The following is a 21,914-nucleotide window of genomic DNA, read 5'->3' as shown; positions in this document are numbered from 1 at the left end:
CAAGGACCGCGTCAGCTGTCGGACCGCCACACCCTTAACTCAGGATGCGACAACTTCGTCGCGCGTAGTCAATGCCTCCGTGAGGGTTAACTCCCAGCGGACGCACTGCTATGAAAGACAATAATCCCAGCCAGCTGGATTTTCCAAACCGAACAAGCACTTTTCCACAAGTTTCTTTGAGCGTTTTACCTCGGTTGTCACTTGAGTTTCTTCCGCCCCACCGCTGCTGGTTTATCCACAGCCGGTCCACCTTTCGCCGGGCATTATTGACCGCAGCGCACCACACTGTGCCACATGCACTTATTGCCACGACCACGAAATACCGCCGCTTGCCGATGCCCCCTTATCCCCACCCTCGCCACCATCCTCACTGGTGCGCTAGTGCTACTGTGCGCCGCGCCCGCTGCCGCATACGTCGATCCCGCCTCGGGTAAACCGCGCCCGGTGCGAGTGCTGCGCGGCTTTGATAAGCCCGAGCATAAGTGGAGTGCGGGACACCGCGGCGTCGATATGGCCCTAAGAATTGGCGGCCGCGTCGTCGCCGCCGAATCCGGCACCGTCGCTTTTGTCGGCACCGTCGCCGGAACCCCGGTCATCTCGATCGACCATGCAGATGGCATACGCACCACGTATCAACCCGTGCACGCGAGCGTCACCCAAGGCCAAGCGGTGCACGAGGGCCAAACTATAGGCAAGCTCGCCCACCCAGTAGACGGCACACCAGGGCTGCATTGGGGCGCCCGGATTGCCAAGGACAGCTACATTGACCCCTTAAGCCTGCTGGATATGCCGGTTATCCGCCTCAAGCCTTTATAAGAATCACTCAGGCCCGCGGGTGGGCCTGGGAATAAACCTGCTTTAGCCGCTTTGCGGAGACATGTGTATAGATTTGCGTGGTACTCAAAGACGAGTGCCCCAGTAACTCTTGGACCACGCGCAGGTCCGCGCCGCCTTCTAAGAGATGTGTAGCCGCAAGGTGGCGCACCCCGTGCGGGGTTAGGCCACTTGTGCCGGTGACCGTGGCGGCTTTGTCCACGATGCGCCGCACCTGGCGCTGGTCAATGCGCGCTCCCCTGCTGCCTACAAAGATGGCCTGGGTATCTCCCCGCGCCATTTCTTTACGCCCGCCGTCTATCCACTGCTGCAGGGCATCGGTTGCGGCGGCACCAAAGGGCACGACCCGTTGCTTATTTCCCTTACCAGTAACACGTGCGGTGGACCGCTTAAAGTCCACGTCTTCTATATCGAGGCGGACCAATTCCGCCACGCGCATTCCGGTGGCATAGAGCAACTCCAAAATCGCGCTATCGCGCTGAAAATGCGCTTCATCGACAGAAACGGCGTTGCCCACAAGTTCGCCCGCCTGTTGCGGGGCCATCACCGTCGGGAGATGCTGTCCCACCTTCGGTGTTACCAATCGTGCCGCAACATCGCGGCTTAGGTAGCCTTCCCTTTCCGCCCAGGTAGAAAAGGCTTTAACTGAGGCTGTCCTGCGCGCCAGCGTTGCGCGCGCCTTTCCTTCTGCGACCGCGTTTCCTAGCCACTGGCGCAGGTTATTGAGGTTAAAGTCCGCAAATGCATCGATGTCTTGGGCCAGGTTTTTTAAGTCCGCGCGGTAGCCACGCACCGTGGCCTCCGCACGGCCCTTGACGTGGAGTTGGAAGTCCGCGAAGTCCTCGATAGCCTCGTCCATCTGCCCGACCGGGCCACGACTTACTGCGGCCTTCCATTTATCACTCATACCCCACGAGTTTACTTGCTTTTCAGCCCATCTCTAAGCGAACCCAGTTATTTCCCTCCCGCACGATCACACACATTTTCTCTAAGGCAAGCAATAAGTGGACGGTGAGGGGCAGGCGGAATCCCGCGTCCCGCGCAATATCTTCAGCAGTAGCCGGAGGGCTTCCTGGCGGCGGGGTCGCATCAAAGACTCGCAGCTCATTCCGCGATAATCGCTGCGTTAAAGACGCCGCAAAATTCATTTCATACTGCGCCTCCGGATCAACCGTCCCGGCGCGGCCCACCAGGGCGCGGACTTCGTCGGCGCTGGCGACCAACTGGGCTCGTCCATCCTGGATGCGCTGGTGGCACCCGAGCGAACCGCTCGTCGTAATTGGTCCCGGCACGGCCATGGCAACGCGCCCCAAGGCTTCTGCCCAGTTGAGGGTATTAAGCGCGCCCGAGCGATATGCCGCTTCCATGACCACGATTCCTTGGCTTAGCGCAGCAACAAGGCGGTTGCGAATGAGGAAGCGATGCCGCTTGGGTGCAGTCTCTGGAGCGAATTCGGAGACGATGCAGCCATTATCGGCTATCTGATCAAAGAGTCCACCGTTGCGGGCTGGATAATTCTTATCGATTCCGCACGCGGCGACCGCGACAGTGCGCCCCGCATTGTGCAAGGCGGTCTCATGCGCCACGGTATCTACCCCCAAAGCCCCGCCGGAGACGATAGTCCACTGATGATTCACTAGGCCTGAGACCACGCTTTGGGTTGCCTGCCACCCGTAGCGCGAAATGGCGCGCGTGCCTACGATTCCAACGGCCTGCCCTACCTCGGGTTTAAGCGCTGAGCCGCGTACCCACAAGCTATGTGGCGGCACCGCTTGCTCATCGAATGTGGCCGGCGCATCCGCGCCATTCTGGTAGAAGCCAAAGGCAGAAGAAAACGCCTCGGCTGGCCACTCGGGGCTATCGGCAGTGATCAATCGCGCCCCCACGCGCTCTGCGGCGGCGAGGTCTTCTTTTTGCCGCACCCAATCAAACCGCGAGGCGGTGCGGGCTAAAAGAGGACCGATCCAATCGGCTCGGTGATAAATCCCGTGGGCAATCTCTTCGGCCGAATGATGTTCCAGCAAGGCCTGCAAGGAGGCGGACGGGCCTTCCACCACGCGATTGAGATATACCCATGTGGCAAGTGGAGTCGATAAATCAAGATCGCTCATGCCGAAATCCTCCCTACCGTCTGGCTCGAACGAAGGTCGAGGGCTTGGCCCACTTCCGCAAGATCGGGTGTGGAGCTGCCGTGCAAATCCGCCAAGGTCCACGACACGCGCAGGACGCGGTCGATGCCGCGCTGCGAAATCTCGCCCTCGGCGAGGTAGGCAGACAACATGATCATGGCGGACTCGGAAGCCGGGCGGTGCCGGCGCAAATATGACGAGGGCACGGCGCCGTTGACGCGCGCGGGAATGCCGTCGGCCGCCCAGCGCACCCGGGCACGGTCGCGGGCCGCGGCGACCCGCTCGGCAATGGCAGCAGAGGATTCTTCGCCCTCCGCATTGATGGTGGCTGACTGTCCGGAGAGGGTGACCACCATGTCCAAGCGGTCGCGCAACGGCCCGGAGAGATTCGATAGATAATTAAGCCGGTCATGCGGATTGCACGTACATTTAGAGGGATCTTCGGCGGCGCACCGACAGGGGTTGGCTGCCATAATCAGTTGGAATCGCGCCGGGTAGTCAATCTCCTGCTGCGCGCGTGCCAGGCGGACATGGCCTTCTTCCAAAGGCGCGCGCATGCCGTCGAGCACTGGGGCGCTTACCTCGCTGACCTCATCGAGGAAGAGCACCCCATTATGGGCCAAGCTCACCGCGCCTGGGCGAGGATGGCCGCTTCCTCCACCAAGGAGCGCCGCGCGGGTAACCGAAGAGTGCGGGGCGATGAAGGGTGCGTGGGACACCACTTCACCGGGAGTTCCCGTCAGCGAGTGGATGGCAGTGGTTTCTACCATCTGGTCTGGGCTTAGCGCCGGAAGAATGCTGGGCAATCGCGAGGCAATCATGGATTTCCCCGAGCCCGGTGGGCCGATCATTAACAGGTGGTGCCCACCGGCGGCGGCGACTTCTGCAGCCCACTTTGCATGGTGCTGGCCGGCTATATCGCAATAGTCGAGCCGTTCCTGTGTGGGTGCCGGTGCGAGTTGGTCAGAGCAGCACTCGGCCGCGCGGGGTAGGTCGCGCTCTCCTAGCGCCCACGCAAAGGCATCAAAGAGCGTGGCTGCAACCAGCACATTCATATCGGGAACGAGGGTAGCCTCGGCAGCATTTCCTGGCGGAATGACCAGCGTAGAAATGCCCTCCTCGCGGGCAGCGAGAAGCGCTGGGATGATACCGGGTACTGCTCTAACCGTGCCGTCCAGGCCTAGTTCCCCAAGCACCAGGGTTTCTTTAAGAACCTGACTGGGTGACTGCACGGAACGCGCGTAGTCAGCGCCGTGCTGTTCTACGTGGGCGGCGAGAATCGCAAGCGCCATAGGCAGGTCAAAATGGGATCCTGATTTTGGGAGCGAGGCCGGCGACATGGACACGATCACCTTGGTTTTCGGCCATGGCAGGCGGGAATTCGCGGCGGCGGTCTTGATGCGGTCGCGGGATTCAGATATCGCGGTATCCGCATGCCCCACCACATGGATTCCGGGCAGGCCGTGCCCTACGTTGGCTTCGACGTTGATGACGCGGGCGAGCACGCCGTGCAGGGAGACTGCTAAGCATTTACCGAGAGCCATCGTCGACCCCCGTAAAGTGCTCTAGTTCAAAACCCTCGCCTTTGACCACGAGGGCTATGACATCGAAGCGCACGGTGGCCAGTGGCTTGCCGTCTAGCCACTGGACGGCGGCCCTGCGCATGCGGGCAAGCTTGTGTGGAGTCACGGCCTCGGCTGTGCCATAGCTCGCGGTAGAGCGGGTTTTTACCTCTACGAAGACGATCGTGCCATCGGGCTCGCGGGCAATAAGGTCGATTTCTCCCACTCGGTAGGAGACGTTGGCGGCGATGATATCGGAGCCACGCTCGCGGAGGTAGCGCGCGGCGAATGATTCTCCCCGCTTGCCCAGTTCTTGCCTGTGCCGAGGGTGCTTCGTAGCGAGGTGATTATCGGATGCAAATTGCATGTGCGGCGTCCTTTTCTTTCGTGCTGTTTGTGCTGCACGCACAGAACATCGCAGGATGCGGGCCGGCTGCAAGCCCGAAAACCAGAAAACCGCCGCGGATGTGAATAACTTCGGCATCACGAAGAGTTATCCACAGCTGCGGCGGGATGAAGCGGGCGCCGAGTTGACAGGCGCCCAGTTCCCTAGTCCGGCATGATGAAATCCGGCTTATCCAGTTCCTCGATATTGACGTCCTTGTAGGTAATGACGCGGACGTAGCGCACGAATCGGGCGGAACGGTACATATCCCATACCCAGGCATCGGACATGCGCACCTCGTAGTACACATCGGGCCCGGCGGTATGGGGAATCAGTTCTACGGCATTGGCCAGGTAGAATCGTCGTTCGGTTTCTACGACATAAGAAAACTGGCTGACGACATCGCGATATTCGCGGTAAAGGGACAGCTCTACCTCTGCCTCGTAGTTTTCGAGTTCCTCTGCACTCACTGTGGACCTCCAAAATATGGGATAGCTCGCCCTAGCTTAGCGCGCAGAAACCACAATTTTCGCTAGGCACGCGCAGTGAAGTGGGCATGCGCGCGCTGCACATTGCTGTAGCTCATGCGGTGTTCTGGACTCGCCCCCAAGGCGGCAATCGCGGCCTCGTGTGCCTTGGTTCCATAGCCCTTATGCCCAGCCAATCCATAACCTGGAAAGCGCTCGTCTAGATCCCGCATGAGGCGATCTCGGCTTACCTTGGCCAGCACGCTCGCCGCCGCGATGCACCGCGCCGCCGCGTCCCCACCGATGATGGGCAGGTGGGGTTGGGTGAGGCCGGGGATAAAGAGGGCATCGGAAAGCACATAGCCTGGGCGCTGTTCCAGGCGCGCTATCGCCCGGCGCATGCCTGAGGTATTGGCGTGCTGGATGCCGCGCTTGTCGATGTCCCCCGCACCAATATGCACCACAGACCAGTCTACAGCCTTGTCTTTGATGATGGGGAAGAGCTTTTCGCGCTGGCGGGGCGTGAGCTTTTTGGAATCAGTTAAGGTATCCAATTCGCTCACGATGCGCTCGGGCAGGATGCAGGCGGCGACGGTGACGGGGCCGCAGCACGCACCGCGGCCGGCCTCATCCACCCCGGCGACGGGGCCGAGCCCCGCCCGGGCCAACGCCACTTCAAAGGTGCGCTGCTGTTTAAGCCGCCGCATCCTGGATATCCGGATCGTCGATGCCGCCAAAGCGCGATACGGGCAGGATCACGGCTTCTACCTTGCCGCGCACGTTGTCCACCGGTACGGTGCCTTGCAGGTGATCGCCTATGTGCGCGCGAGAGTCCAGGGAATTGGTGCGGTTATCCCCCATGACCCACATATTGCCTTCTGGGACGGTCACGGGGCCAAAGTACTGGCCACCGCAAGCCTGCGAGCCGGAGCTGGGATCGACCGGGATCTCGGGCGGATCCAACGTGAAGCTCTGGTCTATCGGTGCACCATCCACCATCACCGCGGAATCGCCCTCCTCGCACTTGACCGTCTGACCCTCGGTAGCGATAACGCGCTTGACCAGGATATTTTGCCCATTGGGCAAAAGCCCCACGGATGCAAGGGCATTTTGGGCACCGCGCACCAGCACGTTTTCGGAGCGCTGCACCTCAAATTCCGTATTCCAAGACTCAGGTCCTTCAAATACCACGACATCGCCTGGGGCTGGGTCGTGGAAGTAATAGCTCATCTTTTGCACCGCGATGCGGTCATTATCGCAGCCGGTACAGCCATGCAGCGTGGGCTCCATCGACGCGGAGGGAATGACATACATCCGGCCAACGAATGCCTGCAATAAGACTAGGAGCACGAAGCCGCCTATGACCGGCGCAAGGAAATCGCGGGTGCGCAGGCGCTGTTGCTGTGGTTTAGCTTTGGATGTCTGGGTCATCGACCCCACCAATGCGGTTGAATGGCCAGAATACGAACTGCACCTTTCCGCGCACGTTATCTACGGGGATCGTGCCGTGGAAGTTATCGCCCATGTGGTAGCGCGAGTCAGCAGATGCGGTGCGGTTATCCCCCATGACCCAGATATTATCCTCAGGCACCTTCACCGGGCCGAAATACGGGCCACCGCAGGCTTCCGATCCAGTCGATTCATCCACCGGGTAGGTCGGCGGATCCTGCACGTAATCCTGCTTGATGGGCTTGCCATCCACCATGACGGCGGGATCGCCTTCTTGGCAGGACACCGTCTGCCCGCCGGTGGCGATAACGCGCTTGACCAGGGTATTTTCATCTGGCGGCGCCAAGGAGATAAAGCTCAGCGCATCCTGGACGCCGTGAATGACGGCATTGGATGAGCGCGGGGAGACGTAACTTCCGTTCCAGTCGTCGGTGCCCTTAAAGACCACGACATCGCCTGGCTCTGGGCCCTTATCGCCGTAGTAAGAGACCTTTTCTGTAAAGATGCGGTCATTCGTGCATCCCTCACAGCCATGCAGCGTCGGCTCCATGGATCCTGAGGGAATCACGTATTGGCGGCCGATGAAGTTTTGGAATAGCCCCACGACCACCAGCACGGAGACGACGACCACGAGAGTCTCCAGCCACCACGGCATTTGTTTTTTCTCCGTGGTTGCTTCCTCCGCGGCCGCTTCTTTGCCCTGCGAGATGCTTTCGTTATTCACCCGTCAGATCCTAGCAACTGCGTGCCCGCAATCCGGATTGGCTCTCGTGAGTGCGGGGCGATTCACAGGAAATCGAAATGATTCGAGGAGTGCACAATAAAAATCTCCCTTCCTTTTCGGCATTGTGCATGCAGGAAAGGAAGGGAGATAGGCGCTGCCCAGGGCGGGCGCTAGAACTAGCGACGCTCCTTGATGCGAGCCTTCTTGCCGCGCAGATCGCGCAGGTAGTACAGCTTCGCACGGCGAACGCGGCCGCGGCGGGAGACCTTGATGGACTCGAGGTTCGGGGAGTGAACCGGGAAGGTACGCTCTACGCCGATACCGAAGGAAACCTTACGCACGGTGAAGGTCTCGCGGATACCGGAGCCCTGGCGGCGGATGCAGATGCCCTTGAAGAGCTGTGCACGCTCGTTGTTACCCTCAATAACCTTGACGTTGACGTCGAGGGTATCGCCGGGGCGGAAGGACGGGATGTCGTCGCGCAGCTGCGCTGCATCGACCTTGTCGATAATGTTGGTCATACCAATATTCCTTTTCAGTTTGGGACAGAGGACCCTGGCGGCCGGAGGCCTGACCGGTTCGTGCCCGTTACATAGAACGATGGATTATCTTTCCATAGGAACCGGCCAATTCCAAATTCCTCAACTTCGCGGATTTACTACCCTACCTGGGGCGAGCCGGACACTCAGCACGCCTTAGGCAGGCATGGGTGAGCGGAGGATGGAGTGGTGCTCATCGAGGATCTTTGCCGTGCCCAGGTATCGCGCCCGGAAGACCAAGTACGACGCCACCACGGCACCCACCGTGATGCTAAAGAGGATAATGATACTGCTCCAGAAGGTGCCATCATGAATGCCGTCGGTAGCGCGGGTGAACGCGTCCTTGGCGTAGGACATCGGGTGGAAAGGGTGCAGCAGGCTGAGCGCGCGCGGAATCGCCAGGACCGGCCAGACCCCGCCAAAGACCATCACGCCCAGGGCGAACGCGCCGGCTGCAAAGATCGAACCGATCTTGCGCCCGAAGGTAATCAGGAAGAACTGGTAGGTCGCCGCACCCACGGCGGAAATCGCGGCGAGCACGAGCGCGATCATGGACCAGCTTGCCGGCTGCCACCCCAGGGTGGAAGACATCAGGGCCATAAACGCCAGTATGAGGAAGTTCAGGCCGGTCAGCGCGGCAAAGGCGCCGAATACGCTGCGGGCCGGGCTGGTGACGCGGGCTCCCCGGCGCGCCATGTAGTACGGCAGCGTCATCGCCAAGAGCAGCATGACGAGGAAGCCGAATACGAGCACGAAGAGCATGGAGGCGCCGCCGGTAATATTCTTTTCGGTCGGGTCCGCTGGGTTGACCACCGTCTGAACGGGGTGGACATTGGATGCGGTGAAGTTAATGGGAACCGCTATATTTTGCGCGGAATCCTCTGGGCGGGAAATGGTAGGTGCCTTGGCGGCGCCTTCGGCAAGCTTTGTGGATAGCTCGCCAGAGCCTTCCTTGAGGCGGTCCAAGCCGCCCTTGAGCTCGGCTCCGCCTTCAGCCAGGCGGCCGGTGCCTTCCTTAAGCGCTCCCGTGCCATCGTGGAGGCGGGAGGCACCATCCTGCAAGCGGGTCGCACCGTCCTGCAGCTGCGAGGTACCGTCGCTGAGCCTGCCAACTCCGCCGCGCAGCTCTTTGATGCCATCGGACAGGCGGTGCGCACCGCCATTCAGTGTGGTCAGCCCACCGAGGTATTCCGATTGCGGATCGGACAGGTTGTAGTGCAGTTGCCCGGTGCCTGCGGAAAGCTTCTCCAGCTGCCCCACCATATTTCCACTAGAGGCGGGATCGAGCCTGGATACCAACGAGTAGAGCTGATCGGCTTGCTGGGTCATGCCGAGCCCGCGCAGGATGTCTACCAGCTGGGTAAGGCCAGGAACCACGGCTTGGGCTTGCTTCAGCACGGGGATGAGCATGCCGGTGAGCTGATTGACCCCGGCGTCGATCTGGCCTGCACCATCGGCAAGGCGGCCGGTACCGGCAAGGAGCTTATCGGAGCCATCGGCAAGCCGGGAGGCACCGTCATCGAGGCGCGCCGCGCCATCACTCAGCTTGCCTGCACCATCATTCAACCGCCCGACGCCGTCATTGAGCCGCGTCGTTCCGTTGAGGAGCTCGGCCGTGCCGTTATCGAGCGTGCCCGCACCGTTGTCGAGCTTGTTGATGCCCTCAACCGCGCGCCCGCCGCCCTCTTGCAGCTTTCCAGCGCCCTCATCGAGGCGCCCCGCGCCGTCCGCGGCATTGCCCAGGCCGTCGCTCAGCTTAGTAAGCCCCTCAATAACCTGGTCGGCGTACTTTTTGGAAATGGCGTTTTCCACGCTGGTTTGCACCTGCGGAATGAGGCTGGAGGAAATCACCGAGCCATTCGTGCCGTAATAGTCATTCGTAGCGAAGTTGATCTCCGGTTTTTCGGGCTTATCGCTGATGATGGTCACGGCCTGCTCAGAAAAGTTCTTCGGGATAGTCACCACCATCAAATACTTGCCCTTGACCAAGCCCTCTTCGCCGTCGTCCTTGTTGACCTCAGAGAATTTGAGGTAATCGGTCTCTAGCAGACCCTCGACCACCTGGTCGCCATAGTTAGTGTGCTTGCCCTGCTTGTCCACGCCCGCATCCTCATTGACCACTGCGAGGTCAATATTGCGCATGTACTTGGACGGATCCCACATGGCCCACATCATGGTTCCGGCCACAATGATGGGCGCAACGAGGAAGAATACGATAAGCACCCGCGACAATGCGCTGCGCGGGCGCCAATCCAGAAGGCGGTGCCAGCCCAGCACTCCCCGGCCCTTGTGCTCCTCGCCGCTTATCGAGGGCATCGCTGCGGTGTCCTCGGCACCGTGACCGCTATCGGCCGCACGACTCATAGTTGTCTCCTTATGGCAGTAGTTCGACGCCCCGTTGTCTCATCCACTCAGGAGTGCCTCGCTAAAGCGGGGAGAAACAGGACGCCATTTACTTAGTTTTGCCAAACTTACCATTATTGGACGCAATGGGCCGCATCGACTGCGATGTCGCGGGAAAATTCTTCTGCGCGTGTGCGGTTGGCGGGACGAATGCACCCCACCACCGCAGCAGGCAGCGGCCCTCCACCGCGCGGCTGATGGGGGCCGATTTCGGTAGCTAGAAGCCGGCCTTCTTCAGGGCATCGGCCATGGTCCCCTTGGCTGCCGGGCGCCCGCGGGAGCCTCCACGATCGGAGTTGCGTCCGCCCTTCTTCCCCGCTGCGCGCGAAGGCTTTTGACCGCCGCGCTTGCCGGATCCGCGCTGCGAGTCGCCGCCGCGGCGCTTCGGCGCGGGCTGGCCCGGCTCATCATCCAGCCGCAGCGATAGGCCGATGCGCTGGCGATCGACGTCGACCTCCATCACCTTGACCTTGACCACCTGGCCGGAGCGCACGACCTCATGGGGATCAGAAACAAACTGATGGCTCATGGCAGAGACATGGACGAGGCCGTCTTGGTGCACGCCGACATCCACAAACGCGCCAAAGGCCGCCACGTTGGTGACCGTGCCCTCCAGCACCATGCCTGGGGTAAGGTCAGAGACCTTATGCACGCCTTCTTTAAAGGTGGCGGTCTTAAACTCAGGGCGCGGATCGCGGCCGGGCTTATCCAGCTCGGCGATGATATCGCTCACAGTTGGGATACCGAAGGTTTCATCGGCGAAATTGGCGGGATCCAGCTTGTCCAGCACGCGGGTATTGCCAATGAGCTCGCCGATGCCCAGCCCCGTCTGCTCCGCAATCCGCGTCACGATGGGATAGGCCTCGGGGTGAACCGCGGACGCATCGAGCGGGTCCGCTCCCCCATTAATGCGCAGGAAGCCGGCGGACTGTTCAAAGGCCTTCGGCCCCAGGCGCGGCACCTTCTTCAGTTCCTTGCGGGTAGCAAAAGAACCGTTGTCATTGCGGTAGGCCACGATATTGGCGGCAATGGTGGGGTTCACGCCCGCCACGCGCTCCAAGAGCGGCGCCGATGCCGTATTGAGGTCAACGCCAACGCCGTTGACGGCGCTTTCCACCACGCCGTCCAGCGTTCGTGCCAGCGACGTTTGGTTCACATCGTGCTGATACTGGCCCACGCCGATGGCCTTCGGATCGATTTTCACCAGCTCTGCCAGCGGATCCTGCAGGCGCCGGGCGATGGATACCGCCCCGCGCAGCGAGACGTCCATATCAGGAAATTCCTCCGCCGCCAGCTGCGATGCGGAGTAGACCGATGCGCCGGATTCGGAGACCACGACGGGCGTCGGACGCTGGCCGCCAGCCTGCTTGAGCAGGTCAGCAATCTCGTGCGCAAGCTTTTCCGTTTCCCTAGAGGCAGTGCCATTGCCGATGGCCATGAGGTCAACCGAGTGCTGCGCGCACAGCGTGGACAGGGTCTGCACCGCCTGCGACCACTGGTTTTGCGGCTGGTGAGGATAAACGATGGTCGTATCAAGCACCTTGCCCGTTTTATCCACCACAGCACATTTGGTGCCGTTGCGGTAGCCCGGATCGAGGCCGATGGTCGCGCGCTGGCCCGCGGGGGCGGCGAGCAGAACATCGCGCAGGTTGGTGGCAAAGACCTTGAGCGCGCCTTCTTCTGCCACTTCTTTCAAGCGCATGCGCACATCCAGGCTGGAGGAAACATACAATTTGGTGCGCCATCCCCAGTGCACGGCATTATCCAGCCACGCGGAGCTGCGATCCAGATCGAAGCGATCCGCAATGAGGTCCTCGTAGTCGGCGTCGTCACCGGCGTCCAGGTGCAGCTGGAGCACGCCCTCGTTCTCCCCGCGCAGTAGCGCCAGGATGCGGTGAGAGGGCAGCGAAGAAAAGGGCTCGTTGAAGTCGAAGTAATCCTTAAACTTCGCCCCCTCGGCTTCCTTTCCTTCCACAACCTGCGCTTGCATGGTGCCCTGGTCAAACATGCGCTCGCGCACGCCTCCCACCAAGTCCGCATCGAGCGCGAAGCGATCGATGAGAATGGAGCGCGCACCCTCGAGCGCCTTCTTGGTATCGGGAAAACCTTCCGTGAGATAGTCCTGCGCCAGTTCCTCCGGCTGGGCCTGCGGCTGCGCGATCAATGTATCGGTCAGCTCTTCCAAGCCGGCTTCGCGCGCGATATCCGCCTTTGTCTTTCGCCGCTTTTTATACGGCAGGTACAAATCCTCAAGCCGCGCCTTGGTATCGCAGGCAAGGATCTGGCCGCGCAGGTCATCGCTAAGCTTGCCCTGCTCATCAATGGCGGCAAGGACCGTCTCTTTGCGCTCTTCTAGCTCGCGCAGGTAGGTGGCCCGCTCTTCGATGGTGCGCAGTTGCGCGTCATCCAAACCACCCGTGACCTCCTTGCGATAGCGCGCAATGAAAGGCACGGTATTTCCCTCCGCAAGGAGTTTCAGCGCCGTCGAAACCTGGGTTTCTTGAGCGCCGATCTCCGCCGCGATGGTGGCCGCAATATTCACGTAGATTCCTCACACTTCTATTTCAAAGCTTGGTACGGGACCCACCCAATCTACCGCATGCCTTGTCCACCGCCCCGGCCTGCCACCGCCGGACACACAAAAATCCTCTCCCTCCCGCACGCTACAAGCAGGAAGAAGAGGAGTAAAAGACGCCCCGATTTAGTGGATGACTACCTCGGCCCGATCGCCGCCGGTGCAGCTTACCCGTGAGGAGCTGCCGGAGCAGTACATCGTATAGGTACCACCGGTAGTAGGAGAATAAACGCTCAAGGTGGCATCCGTTCCGCCACCGGCCACCCAGTTATTCATGAAGGTGTTGTAGACGTTTTTGGCAAAGGCCTCTGAGGTTTTGCTCGTGGCCGCGTAATAGCTCGTGTAATCGCCCCACGAGTGCCCATTGCCGCTGCTTGCAGCCGCCTGTGCTGGGGCGGGCGCGGGGGCCTGTTCGGTCTTGGTCACGGTAGCTTCACTGCCAGACTTCCCGTCGTCCTTGGCATCGACCTTGGTGGAGTCAACCTTTTGCTGGAATTGGCTTTCCTGCGCGGTGGCGCTGGACTTATTGCCATTTCCCTGCACGAAAAAGAATGCGGCAGCAGCAACGGCCACTAGCGCCACAACTCCCAAAATGATCGCCGCAATCATGGCCCCATTCCCGCCGCGGCTCTGTTGCGGCTGGGAATACGCGGGGTACTGGTTGTACTGCGGCTGTTGGTTGTATCCGCCAAAGTCATTTCCATTGGGAGAAGTCATGCGAGAGATCCTTGGAGAGCAAGTAAAAAATGCGAGTAAATGCTGCACTTACAGTAGCACTACCCAGCATCGATACACGTTTTTCTAGAGAGCTTTTCTTAAATTTCTTCGGAGGATTCTGCGCTCCATACGGGCTCGGCCGACCACGCGAATTCGGTATGGCCGATTTCCGTGCTCCCCAACCACGCCGCGGTGGGCGGTAGGCACTCAGCAACCACCGGCGCGACGGAAGGCAGGGCTGCTGCGGTATCGCCATTGACGATGACCCGCCACAGCGGCGTTCCTTCCGCCGCGGTTCCATTGCTGAAGGCATATTCTTGAGCCAATGGGCTATCTTTCGGCGCCGATGGGGCAACCACAGTGGCAAAAATATTTACCGGCGTAAAACCTGCATCGCGTAATTTCTGCGGCATATCTTCCTGGCATCCTTCCCATTCTTCCTGGGGCATCAGCACAGAAAGATCCACGCTCACCTGCATTATTTCCCCTTGCCTTCAGATTCGCGTGCGCGCAAGTTCGCTACATACGCTTTATCCGCCTTGCTCAACTCCACCTGGTCCAATAACTCCGGGCGACGCTGCCACGTGCGCTCTAATGCTTGTTCCCTGCGCCACCTATCTACCAGCCCATGGTTTCCAGACGTCAAAACCTCCGGCACCGCAAGCCCGCGCCACTCCCGCGGCTTGGTATAGCTCGGTCCCTCTAACAGGCCATCAGAAAAGGAATCCTCCTCATGCGAGCGCTTATTGCCCAATACCCCGGGGATAAGGCGGACGACGGCTTCTGCAATCACCAATACGGCGACCTCCCCGCCAATGAGCACATAATCCCCGATGGATACCTCCCGAACGCGGTAGCGCTTCTTTGCATCTTCAACCACGCGCTGGTCGATGCCCTCGTAACGCCCACAGGCAAAAACAATATGCTCCTCGGTAGACCATGCCCGCGCATCCGCTTGGGTAAACGGCGCCCCAGCCGGGGTGGGCACCAGCAGCAGCGGGAGATCGCCATCCTCACTGGCGTCCTCGTGCTCCTCGTGCGCCGCATCGGCGCCATAGGCCCGAGCTTCGACGCCCTCTACTTCATCGTGGCGCGGGCGGTTGAGGTGCGGTAGCGAGGACTCGAGGGTGGGCGCGGTGGTCCCGAGTGCGACATCGTCAAGCGCAGGGCCCCAAACCTCAGGCTTCATGACCATTCCTGGGCCGCCACCAAAAGGCGAGTCATCGACCGATTTATGCGCATCCGTGGCCCACTGGCGCAAGTCGTGCACGCCCACCTCGAGGCGGCCCTGCTCGATGGCCTTGCCCAAAAGGGCGTGGCGCAGCGGCTGCAGATATTCCGGAAAGATGGTCACTACATCGAGCCTCATAGGTCCAACAGCCCTTCCGGGGGTTCGATGGTGCACGTGCCGGCTTCCACATCGACCTCTGGGACGATGGCATGGACAAAGGGCACCAGGGCGGAGCCGCCCGTAGACAACTCAACCTCTAAGAGGTCTTGGCTAGGCCCGTGCACGACGGAAACCACAGCGCCGATATCTTCCCCGTCGCGGATAACGCGCAGGCCTTCGAGCTCGTGATCATAAAAGCCCTCGTCATCATCTTCTAACGGGGCGGCGAAAAATTGGGTGCCGCGCAGGCTATCCGCTTGGGTGCGATCGGCAATTTCCTTGCACGTCACCAAAAGCCTGCCCTTGTGGTTGCGCACCGCAGAGATGGTCAATTCGTGTTCCTTGCGGCCCTGCCTTCCGTGCAGTTTTTCTCCCACTGCAAAGCGCACCTCAGGCTCATCGGTGGTGGGTTCTACCACCACTTCTCCCTTGATACCGTGCGACTTAATGACGCGCCCAATCATCAATTCCATGGCGCAGAGTTTACCGCATACACCCCGTTACCTTTATCTCCTGCCGCGTTCCCCACAATCCCGCCGCCAAGGATTAGGCTTGTGGCATGAACGACTCACCCAACCCTGCTTCCGAACCACGCGGTGCACATCAGGAGGCACCGCACTCGCCCTTGATTGACCTTGACCTCGTAGCCTTGGCGCCTGCCACCGATCCTGAGCGCAAGCGCCCTGGGGTCAAGCGGGTCTTGAACGGTGAGCGCGCCAACCTCATCCTTTTTAGCTTCGCACCGGGGCAAACCTTGCCGGACCACAAAGCCGCCCACCCGATTACCGTGCAGGCCATACGCGGCGAGGTGAAGTTCACCTGCGGGGAGAAAACGGTCACCCTATCCCCGGGTAATATGGTGCACTTGCCGGCTTATACAGTACATAGCGTTGCCGCGCCCCTGCCGGAGATGGATTCGGATTCGCCCGCACAACAGGCGGACGCGCAGCCTGCACTGATGCTTTTAACGATGCTTACGGGCTAATTGAAATACACACACGGTTAGGACAGATTTTGGATACAACGCAGTCTCATAACAAGCCTTATCACCACGGAAACCTCCACGACGAGCTGCTGCGCATCGCCGTGCAATTAGGCAAAGAAAAAGGTCCTGAGGCTATTACCATCCGCGCCGTCACCCGCGCGGCAGGAGTGTCCCCTACGTCCGCTTACCGGCACTTTAAGGACCAGGAAGAGCTACACGATAAGGTGGCCGAGCTCGCCACCGATGAGCTCGTGCGCCGCCTGCACCGCACCACCAATGAAGCTGGTGACCTTGCCTTCCCCGATCACCTCGTGCAGATAGGTTTTGCCTACCTCGACTTCGCCCTGGATGAAACGAATTTCTTCCGCTGCATGCTGGAGTGGAAGGCGCTGCGCTTTATGCTCGGCGTGGACCCGTCAACCCCCGATGATCCAAAAAGCGAACACCTGAACCTGATTCAGCGCTACTTCGATCTCTTGGCGCGCCATGCGCAGGCCCTAGGCCAAACGCCCAAGAAAGAATACTTCCTGCACAATAGCTTGCTGTCCTGGTCCGCCGTCCACGGGTTTACCGTGCTTGCCATTGACGGCCCCCTGTCCAAGCTGCCGCGGGAGGAAATCTATAAGCTTTTCAAGCCCGTCGTCGCAGGCAGCCTGCGCGGAATGGACTTTGAAGATCCGAACGATGTATATGGCAATTACCCCGAACTGCGCCCACACGATGGGGAGCATTAGGCACTAGCCTGCGGCGGCCGCGCGCTGGCCAAGCGCGCAAAGTCCCCCACTCGCCACCGTATGTCAATGCAACGATGGCAGGTGGGGGATGAAGTTTATGCAAGCGCCCTCTTATTGGTAGAGGGCGCTAGAAACCCGAGCAGATTACTCTGCGGACTCCTCAGAAGCTTCTGCTTCAGCGTCTGCTTCGCCGGCAGCAGCAGCGGCAGCCTCAGCTGCAGCAGCCTCTTCAGCTTCCTTCTTCTTCTTTGCTTCTTCCTTGGCCTTCTTCTTTTCGGTGATGGCCTCGATGGTTGGGCCGTTATTAGCCTCAGCCAATGCCTCGTTGAAGAGGTCCAGCTTGGACTTCTTCTCCTCAGCAACCTTCAGGGTGCCCTCTGCGCCCGGCAGGCCCTTGTGCTTCTGCCAGTCACCGGTGACCTTCAGCAGTGCCAAGACCGGCTCGGTGGGCTGTGCACCAACGGACAACCAGTGCTGTGCGCGCTCGGAGTCGATCTTGATGAGGGAAGGCTCTTCCTTCGGGTGGTAGATGCCGATGTTCTCGATGACCTTGCCGCTGCGGCGGGTACGAGCATCAGCGATAACTACGCGGTATTCAGCGGCGCGGATCTTACCTACGCGCTGCAGTTTAATTTTGACAGCCATGATGGCTCCTTTTCTAGTCACTGGGCAGTTCAGACACGCGCCTTTTAGCGCGCCGGTTCAACCCTTGGATTTTATCTGCGCGTGACGTACCGGCCGACCGTAGACGGGAACGGTGTTACGCAGAATGAAACGTCTCATTATCAGCAGCAATTCGCACCGCTGCGATAACCTGAACCATTTTAGCGTGTGCAGGCAGTATTTTAAAATCTTCGCGTCTCCCGCATTTTACGTTGCCCCGTTATGCCTTCGAGACCTTTAAAGAGTACCCTTATTAGCCGAATGTAAACCTTTGCCACAGAAGGCTTTGAAATACGCCGCGTTTGTTTTCCATGAACAAGCGCACGAAATGACGTTTTATGACAAATGATTCTCCACGCAACTTTCGATACCGCTATGACCTCGATGGTCTGCGCGGTATCGCAATTGGCCTCGTAGTTATCTACCACGTCTTTGTCGGTCGTGTATCTGGCGGCGTGGATGTCTTCTTACTGCTTTCCGGTTATTTCTTCTTAGGCTCGCAGCTGCGCTATGCCGGCAAGCCCAACGCCTCCTTGAACCCATGGTGGCCAATCTGGCGCACGCTGCGCCGCTTGGTACCAAGCCTCGTTTTAGTCATCGGTGTGACGTATATATTGGTGCGCCTTTGCACGCCGCAGCTCATGCGCACTGAATTTACCCAGCAAATTACAGCAACCATGCTGTACTACCAGAACTGGGAACTGGCGCGCCAAAACGCTGACTACACTGCGGCCGCCGCCGATACTTCCCCGCTGCAGCATATGTGGTCGATGTCTGTGCAGGGCCAGTTCTACCTGATGGGCATAGCCTTTGCCCTCATCCTGGCCGCGATTATGAAATGGCGTCCGCAGCATTCTTCGCTGCGGACCAGCCGCTTCCCCACGGTCAATCAAATCGCCGGCCCCATTCTCATCGTAGTGACCATCGTGTCCTTTGCCTATGCCTCGCGCCATGGGCTGCACGGAACGCCAGAAAACTACTACTCCACGTGGTCGCGTGCCTGGGAGTTGACCCTCGGTGCGGTTCTAGCCATCTACGGTTCCGCATGGAAAATCCCTGCACGTTTTTATGACCTGTTTACCGGCCTTGGCCTTTTCATGCTGGTCTTTACCGGCGCCATCATCGCAGAGACCACCGCCTACCCAGGACCGCTCTCGCTTTTGCCTTTGGGCGGTGCCGTGCTCATCATTTTGGGCGGTGGCGGCAAGATCTCCAAGGCCATGGCCTCTAAGAAGGCGCGCTGGCTAGGCGATATCGCCTATCCGCTGTACCTTTGGCACTGGCCGCTGCTTATTCTGTCCACCTCGTACTTGGGTCAGCAGACCCCGTCGTGGTGGCTGGGCATCATTATTATTGCCATCTCCCTGCTGCTTGCAGATATCACGCATCGCTTCATCGAACGCCCCCTGCGCCAGCACCGCAAGCGACCCTTGGCAGAGGACCTTCCGGCCCACAAGGCGGTCTCTAGTCTGTCCACCCGTGCCGGTGCCGGTCGAGCCATCGGCGGTGTCGTAGTGGCCAGCTGCGTCGCGGCGCTGCTTCTCATTCAGCCGCTGTGGCTGCGCACCATTAATAATGCTGACGCGGAAATGCTCAATCCTCAGCAATATCCCGGAGCCACGACATTCATTAATGACATCACCCCGCCGGACGGAGTAGAAATCAAACCAGATCCCATCGTTGCTGGAGGAATCGAGCCGCCGGTTGCTGCAAACTGGTGCTTCGTGCCCGATACTCAGCCCGCTGATTTCTTCTTTGAGACGCGCAGGGACGGCAAGACCCCCTGCATTTTCGGCGACACCACTGCCGAAAAGGAAGTCTATTTGGTGGGAGGATCCCACGCGGAGCAATACTCCTCTGCCCTGGACCGCCTCGGCCGAGAGATGGGTTTCAAGCTGGTTCCTCTCTTGCGCCAAGGTTGCCCCATCGAGCTTGGCGATGACGTCACGGTCAACCCAGAGTGCGCCGAGTGGGGTGAACTGGTCATGGACCGCATTGCCGAAGCTCAGCCAGAGTTGGTTATCTCCAATACCACCCGCCCGCAAAACGAGTTTGGGCATGGCCCCGACGCGGTGCCCGCCGGCTACCAAGCCTTCTGGGATGAGCTGTCCAAGCGCGATATCCCCTTCCTGGGTTTCCGCGATAACCCGTGGGGATTCGATGAGGACGGGGAGCCGCGCGAATTCGATGAGTGCTACGTTGCCACTGAAGACGCTGTGGGCTGCGGCATGCGGTTTGAGGAGGTTTACCAACCTTACGATCCAGGTGCCGTTGTTCTATCGCAGTACGAAAACATGCTGTCACTCGATACCGCGCCGTGGTTCTGCGATGCTAATGGCGATTGCCCGGTCATCATCGGCAACACCATGGTCTACCGCGATATGCACCACATCACCAATGCCTTTGCGGATTCCGCGATGCCGATGATCCGAGAAGCCCTCACCCCCTTCTTGAACGGCGAAAAAGTCCAGCAAGAGGCGCCAGAAATCTCCCCTGAAGAGGCGGAGGCAGCACTAGAGGAATCGCCAGCTTCCCCCACCACCGGTGGTGCGCGGCGCGCCAACCCAGTGCCGTACCCCAATACCCCGGAAAACGATCCAGTTTAAACGCTCCCCCGCGACGACACGCACAAAGGTGGCCCATTACCTGTAAGCAATGGGCCACCTTCTATTTATGTCTCTGCCTATTTATGTCTCTGCGCGGCTACTTTTTACCCTTGCCAAAGTTGAGGTTATCGAGGTCGATATTCTCCATGCCTTTGGGCATCTTGGGCATACCAGGGATCTTTCCACCACCGAGGCCACCGGCACCGCCAGCGCCTCCCATCTGCTGTTGCAGCTGCTGTAGCTCTTCCATCGACGGCATACCGCCGCCCATTCCTGGCATACCGCCTGGCATCTTGGGCCCGCGGTTGCCGCCGCCACCTTTGCCCTTCTTGCGCTTGCCGTTTTTGCCCTTGCGCCCCTTAGGCTTTTTCTTGGTGGCAGAACGTCCGCCACCTCCCATGCCAAATTGGCCGGCCATCTTGGACATCATCTTCTTGGCCTGGTTGAAGCGCTCGATGAGCTGGTTGACCTCGGACACGCTCACACCGGAACCATTGGCGATGCGCTTGCGGCGCGATGCGTTCAAAATCTTCGGGTTCTCGCGCTCTTCTGGGGTCATACCGCGGATGATGGCCTGGATGCGATCCAGCTGCTTTTCATCCACCATGGCGGCCATCTCATTCATCTGCTTGCCGCCAGGCATCATCTTCAGCAAGTTGCCAATGGGACCCATCTTGCGGATCATCAGCATCTGATCCAAGAAGTCATTCAGCGTGAGCTCGCCGGAGCCAAGCTTAGAGGCTGCTTCTTCGGCCTTCTGGTGATCCAGGGTGGCTTCCGCCTGCTCAATTAGGGAGAGCAGGTCACCCATGCCCAGAATGCGGCTAGACATGCGCTCTGGGTGGAAGACATCGAAATCATCGAGCTTCTCACCGGTAGAAGCATACAAAATCGGCTTACCGGTCACCTCACGAATGGATAGCGCTGCACCACCGCGGGCGTCACCATCCAGCTTCGTGAGAACCACGCCGGTAAAGTCCACGCCATCGCGGAAGGCCTCCGCCGTTTGCACGGCGTCCTGACCAATCATGGAGTCGATGACGAACAGGACTTCATCCGGGTTTACGGCGTCGCGGATATTGCGCGCCTGCGTCATCAAGGTTTCATCAATGCCCAAGCGGCCGGCGGTATCGATGATGACCACATCGTGCTGCTTCTGCTTCGCCTCAGCAATACCGCGCTTGGCGACGTCCACTGGGTCCCCGTGAGAGGTACCCATCTCGTGGTCATTGGAATCCAGGGAGGTACCTGGGTCTGGGGCAAAGGTAGGGACCTCCGCGCGCTCGCCGACGATCTGCAGCTGCTGCACAGCGCCTGGGCGCTGCAAGTCACAGGCCACGAGCATGGGGGTGTGCCCCTGCTTCGTGAGGTGCTTGGCCAATTTACCGGCCAGGGTGGTTTTACCAGCACCTTGCAGACCGGCCAGCATGATGACGGTCGGAGGATTCTTGGCCAGGTTCAACCGACGGGTTTCGCCGCCGAGGATCTCAATGAGCTCCTCATTGACGATCTTGACCACCTGTTGGGCGGGGTTGAGCGCCTCAGATACTTCCGCGCCGCGGGCGCGTTCCTTGATGCGCTTGATAAACCCGCGCACCACCGTCAGAGAAACGTCAGCTTCCAGCAATGCCAAGCGAATCTCACGAGTCGTGGCGTTGATATCCGCCTCAGTTAATTTGCCCTTACCGCGCAGGCCCGCCAGGGCTGACTGTAGGCGGTCTGATAGTGAGTCAAACACTACGGATGCGCTCC

21 protein-coding genes are annotated in these 21,914 nt (G+C 59.8%); 4 read left to right on the top strand and 17 right to left on the bottom strand.

The window, feature by feature from the left end; translation table 11 throughout:
* Nucleotides 1-294 precede the first annotated feature (294 nt).
* Nucleotides 295-816, top strand: coding sequence for a M23 family metallopeptidase (locus QP908_RS00410; protein ID WP_239269478.1), 522 nt, complete (start codon nucleotides 295-297; stop codon nucleotides 814-816).
* Between the two features lie 7 nt (nucleotides 817-823).
* On the opposite strand, the gene QP908_RS00405 is transcribed toward QP908_RS00410, so the two are convergent.
* From QP908_RS00405 to rimM, 15 genes are all read right to left on the bottom strand, one after another.
* Nucleotides 824-1,741 carry a tyrosine recombinase XerC gene (locus QP908_RS00405; protein ID WP_239269477.1) on the bottom strand — a complete coding sequence of 306 codons (918 nt, stop codon included), beginning with the start codon at nucleotides 1,739-1,741 and terminating at the stop codon, nucleotides 824-826.
* Between the two features lie 22 nt (nucleotides 1,742-1,763).
* Entirely contained in the window at nucleotides 1,764-2,945 is a 1,182-nt protein-coding gene (gene dprA, locus QP908_RS00400; RefSeq protein ID WP_239275479.1) for a DNA-processing protein DprA, read from the bottom strand.
* Nucleotides 2,942-4,507 (bottom strand): YifB family Mg chelatase-like AAA ATPase, encoded by a 1,566-nt coding sequence (locus QP908_RS00395; protein WP_239269475.1) that lies wholly within the window; start codon nucleotides 4,505-4,507, stop codon nucleotides 2,942-2,944. Before QP908_RS00395 ends, dprA begins: the two co-directional genes overlap by 4 nt.
* Entirely contained in the window at nucleotides 4,494-4,892 is a 399-nt protein-coding gene (locus QP908_RS00390; RefSeq protein WP_239269474.1) for a YraN family protein, read from the bottom strand. Before QP908_RS00390 ends, QP908_RS00395 begins: the two co-directional genes overlap by 14 nt.
* A gap of 182 nt (nucleotides 4,893-5,074) precedes the next feature.
* Entirely contained in the window at nucleotides 5,075-5,380 is a 306-nt protein-coding gene (locus QP908_RS00385) for a DUF2469 domain-containing protein (protein ID WP_005278666.1), read from the bottom strand.
* 62 nt (nucleotides 5,381-5,442) lie between these two features.
* Nucleotides 5,443-6,093 carry a ribonuclease HII gene (locus tag QP908_RS00380; RefSeq protein WP_239269542.1) on the bottom strand — a complete coding sequence of 217 codons (651 nt, stop codon included), beginning with the start codon at nucleotides 6,091-6,093 and terminating at the stop codon, nucleotides 5,443-5,445.
* Nucleotides 6,071-6,808, bottom strand: coding sequence for a signal peptidase I (gene lepB / locus QP908_RS00375; protein WP_284771440.1), 738 nt, complete (start codon nucleotides 6,806-6,808; stop codon nucleotides 6,071-6,073). The genes QP908_RS00380 and lepB (QP908_RS00375) overlap by 23 nt, the downstream gene beginning before the upstream one ends.
* The gene (lepB, locus tag QP908_RS00370; protein WP_502868851.1) at nucleotides 6,786-7,481 is read right to left on the bottom strand and encodes a signal peptidase I; all 696 of its coding nucleotides are present in this window, start codon (nucleotides 7,479-7,481) and stop codon (nucleotides 6,786-6,788) included. Before lepB (QP908_RS00370) ends, lepB (QP908_RS00375) begins: the two co-directional genes overlap by 23 nt.
* A gap of 245 nt (nucleotides 7,482-7,726) precedes the next feature.
* Nucleotides 7,727-8,071 (bottom strand): 50S ribosomal protein L19, encoded by a 345-nt coding sequence (rplS, locus tag QP908_RS00365; protein ID WP_005278655.1) that lies wholly within the window; start codon nucleotides 8,069-8,071, stop codon nucleotides 7,727-7,729.
* 174 nt (nucleotides 8,072-8,245) lie between these two features.
* Nucleotides 8,246-10,453: a YhgE/Pip family protein gene (locus QP908_RS00360; RefSeq protein ID WP_284771438.1), complete on the bottom strand. Its 2,208-nt coding sequence runs from the start codon at nucleotides 10,451-10,453 to the stop codon at nucleotides 8,246-8,248.
* A gap of 256 nt (nucleotides 10,454-10,709) precedes the next feature.
* Nucleotides 10,710-13,034: a Tex family protein gene (locus QP908_RS00355; RefSeq protein WP_284771437.1), complete on the bottom strand. Its 2,325-nt coding sequence runs from the start codon at nucleotides 13,032-13,034 to the stop codon at nucleotides 10,710-10,712.
* Nucleotides 13,035-13,193: 159 nt separating this feature from the next.
* Entirely contained in the window at nucleotides 13,194-13,784 is a 591-nt protein-coding gene (locus QP908_RS00350) for a hypothetical protein (protein ID WP_284771436.1), read from the bottom strand.
* Between the two features lie 98 nt (nucleotides 13,785-13,882).
* Nucleotides 13,883-14,197: a hypothetical protein gene (locus QP908_RS00345; RefSeq protein WP_284636235.1), complete on the bottom strand. Its 315-nt coding sequence runs from the start codon at nucleotides 14,195-14,197 to the stop codon at nucleotides 13,883-13,885.
* Nucleotides 14,198-14,262: 65 nt separating this feature from the next.
* Entirely contained in the window at nucleotides 14,263-15,153 is an 891-nt protein-coding gene (gene trmD, locus QP908_RS00340) for a tRNA (guanosine(37)-N1)-methyltransferase TrmD (RefSeq protein ID WP_023017299.1), read from the bottom strand.
* Nucleotides 15,150-15,647 (bottom strand): ribosome maturation factor RimM, encoded by a 498-nt coding sequence (gene rimM / locus QP908_RS00335; protein ID WP_284771435.1) that lies wholly within the window; start codon nucleotides 15,645-15,647, stop codon nucleotides 15,150-15,152. Before rimM ends, trmD begins: the two co-directional genes overlap by 4 nt.
* 86 nt (nucleotides 15,648-15,733) lie before the next feature.
* On the opposite strand from rimM, the gene QP908_RS00330 reads away from it, so the two are divergent.
* Entirely contained in the window at nucleotides 15,734-16,159 is a 426-nt protein-coding gene (locus tag QP908_RS00330) for a cupin domain-containing protein (protein WP_005278635.1), read from the top strand.
* Nucleotides 16,160-16,188: 29 nt separating this feature from the next.
* Complete coding sequence (locus QP908_RS00325) at nucleotides 16,189-16,893, top strand: TetR/AcrR family transcriptional regulator (protein WP_005283669.1); 705 nt, start codon at nucleotides 16,189-16,191, stop codon at nucleotides 16,891-16,893.
* Between the two features lie 144 nt (nucleotides 16,894-17,037).
* Here the strand turns inward: QP908_RS00325 and rpsP are convergent, their stop codons facing one another.
* Nucleotides 17,038-17,538, bottom strand: coding sequence for a 30S ribosomal protein S16 (gene rpsP / locus QP908_RS00320; protein ID WP_005283672.1), 501 nt, complete (start codon nucleotides 17,536-17,538; stop codon nucleotides 17,038-17,040).
* Between the two features lie 356 nt (nucleotides 17,539-17,894).
* On the opposite strand from rpsP, the gene QP908_RS00315 reads away from it, so the two are divergent.
* Nucleotides 17,895-20,162: an acyltransferase family protein gene (locus tag QP908_RS00315; RefSeq protein ID WP_284771434.1), complete on the top strand. Its 2,268-nt coding sequence runs from the start codon at nucleotides 17,895-17,897 to the stop codon at nucleotides 20,160-20,162.
* A gap of 97 nt (nucleotides 20,163-20,259) precedes the next feature.
* Here QP908_RS00315 and ffh read toward each other — a convergent pair whose 3' ends face one another.
* A complete protein-coding gene (gene ffh / locus QP908_RS00310; protein WP_005278622.1) occupies nucleotides 20,260-21,900 on the bottom strand; it encodes a signal recognition particle protein in 1,641 nt (546 codons plus the stop codon).
* Between the last annotated feature and the right edge of the window lie 14 nt (nucleotides 21,901-21,914).

Origin of the sequence: Corynebacterium sp. MSK204, assembly GCF_030229885.1 — a bacterium.
Classification (GTDB): Bacteria; Actinomycetota; Actinomycetes; order Mycobacteriales; family Mycobacteriaceae; genus Corynebacterium.
This window is presented reverse-complemented; position numbering and strand designations above follow the sequence as displayed.

Excerpts from the sequence above, each read along its gene's own strand:
- QP908_RS00410 (WP_239269478.1), top strand. The coding sequence starts at position 295 with ATGCACTTATTGCCACGACCACGAAATACCGCCGCTTGCCGATGCCCC.
- QP908_RS00405 (WP_239269477.1), bottom strand. The coding sequence starts at position 1,741 with ATGAGTGATAAATGGAAGGCCGCAGTAAGTCGTGGCCCGGTCGGGCAG.
- dprA (WP_239275479.1), bottom strand. The coding sequence starts at position 2,945 with ATGAGCGATCTTGATTTATCGACTCCACTTGCCACATGGGTATATCTC.
- QP908_RS00395 (WP_239269475.1), bottom strand. The coding sequence starts at position 4,507 with ATGGCTCTCGGTAAATGCTTAGCAGTCTCCCTGCACGGCGTGCTCGCC.
- QP908_RS00390 (WP_239269474.1), bottom strand. The coding sequence starts at position 4,892 with ATGCAATTTGCATCCGATAATCACCTCGCTACGAAGCACCCTCGGCAC.
- lepB (WP_284771440.1), bottom strand. The coding sequence starts at position 6,808 with ATGACCCAGACATCCAAAGCTAAACCACAGCAACAGCGCCTGCGCACC.
- lepB (WP_502868851.1), bottom strand. The coding sequence starts at position 7,481 with ATGCCGTGGTGGCTGGAGACTCTCGTGGTCGTCGTCTCCGTGCTGGTG.
- rplS (WP_005278655.1), bottom strand. The coding sequence starts at position 8,071 with ATGACCAACATTATCGACAAGGTCGATGCAGCGCAGCTGCGCGACGAC.
- QP908_RS00360 (WP_284771438.1), bottom strand. The coding sequence starts at position 10,453 with ATGAGTCGTGCGGCCGATAGCGGTCACGGTGCCGAGGACACCGCAGCG.
- QP908_RS00350 (WP_284771436.1), bottom strand. The coding sequence starts at position 13,784 with ATGACTTCTCCCAATGGAAATGACTTTGGCGGATACAACCAACAGCCG.
- QP908_RS00345 (WP_284636235.1), bottom strand. The coding sequence starts at position 14,197 with ATGCCGCAGAAATTACGCGATGCAGGTTTTACGCCGGTAAATATTTTT.
- trmD (WP_023017299.1), bottom strand. The coding sequence starts at position 15,153 with ATGAGGCTCGATGTAGTGACCATCTTTCCGGAATATCTGCAGCCGCTG.
- rimM (WP_284771435.1), bottom strand. The coding sequence starts at position 15,647 with ATGGAATTGATGATTGGGCGCGTCATTAAGTCGCACGGTATCAAGGGA.
- QP908_RS00330 (WP_005278635.1), top strand. The coding sequence starts at position 15,734 with ATGAACGACTCACCCAACCCTGCTTCCGAACCACGCGGTGCACATCAG.
- rpsP (WP_005283672.1), bottom strand. The coding sequence starts at position 17,538 with ATGGCTGTCAAAATTAAACTGCAGCGCGTAGGTAAGATCCGCGCCGCT.
- QP908_RS00315 (WP_284771434.1), top strand. The coding sequence starts at position 17,895 with ATGACAAATGATTCTCCACGCAACTTTCGATACCGCTATGACCTCGAT.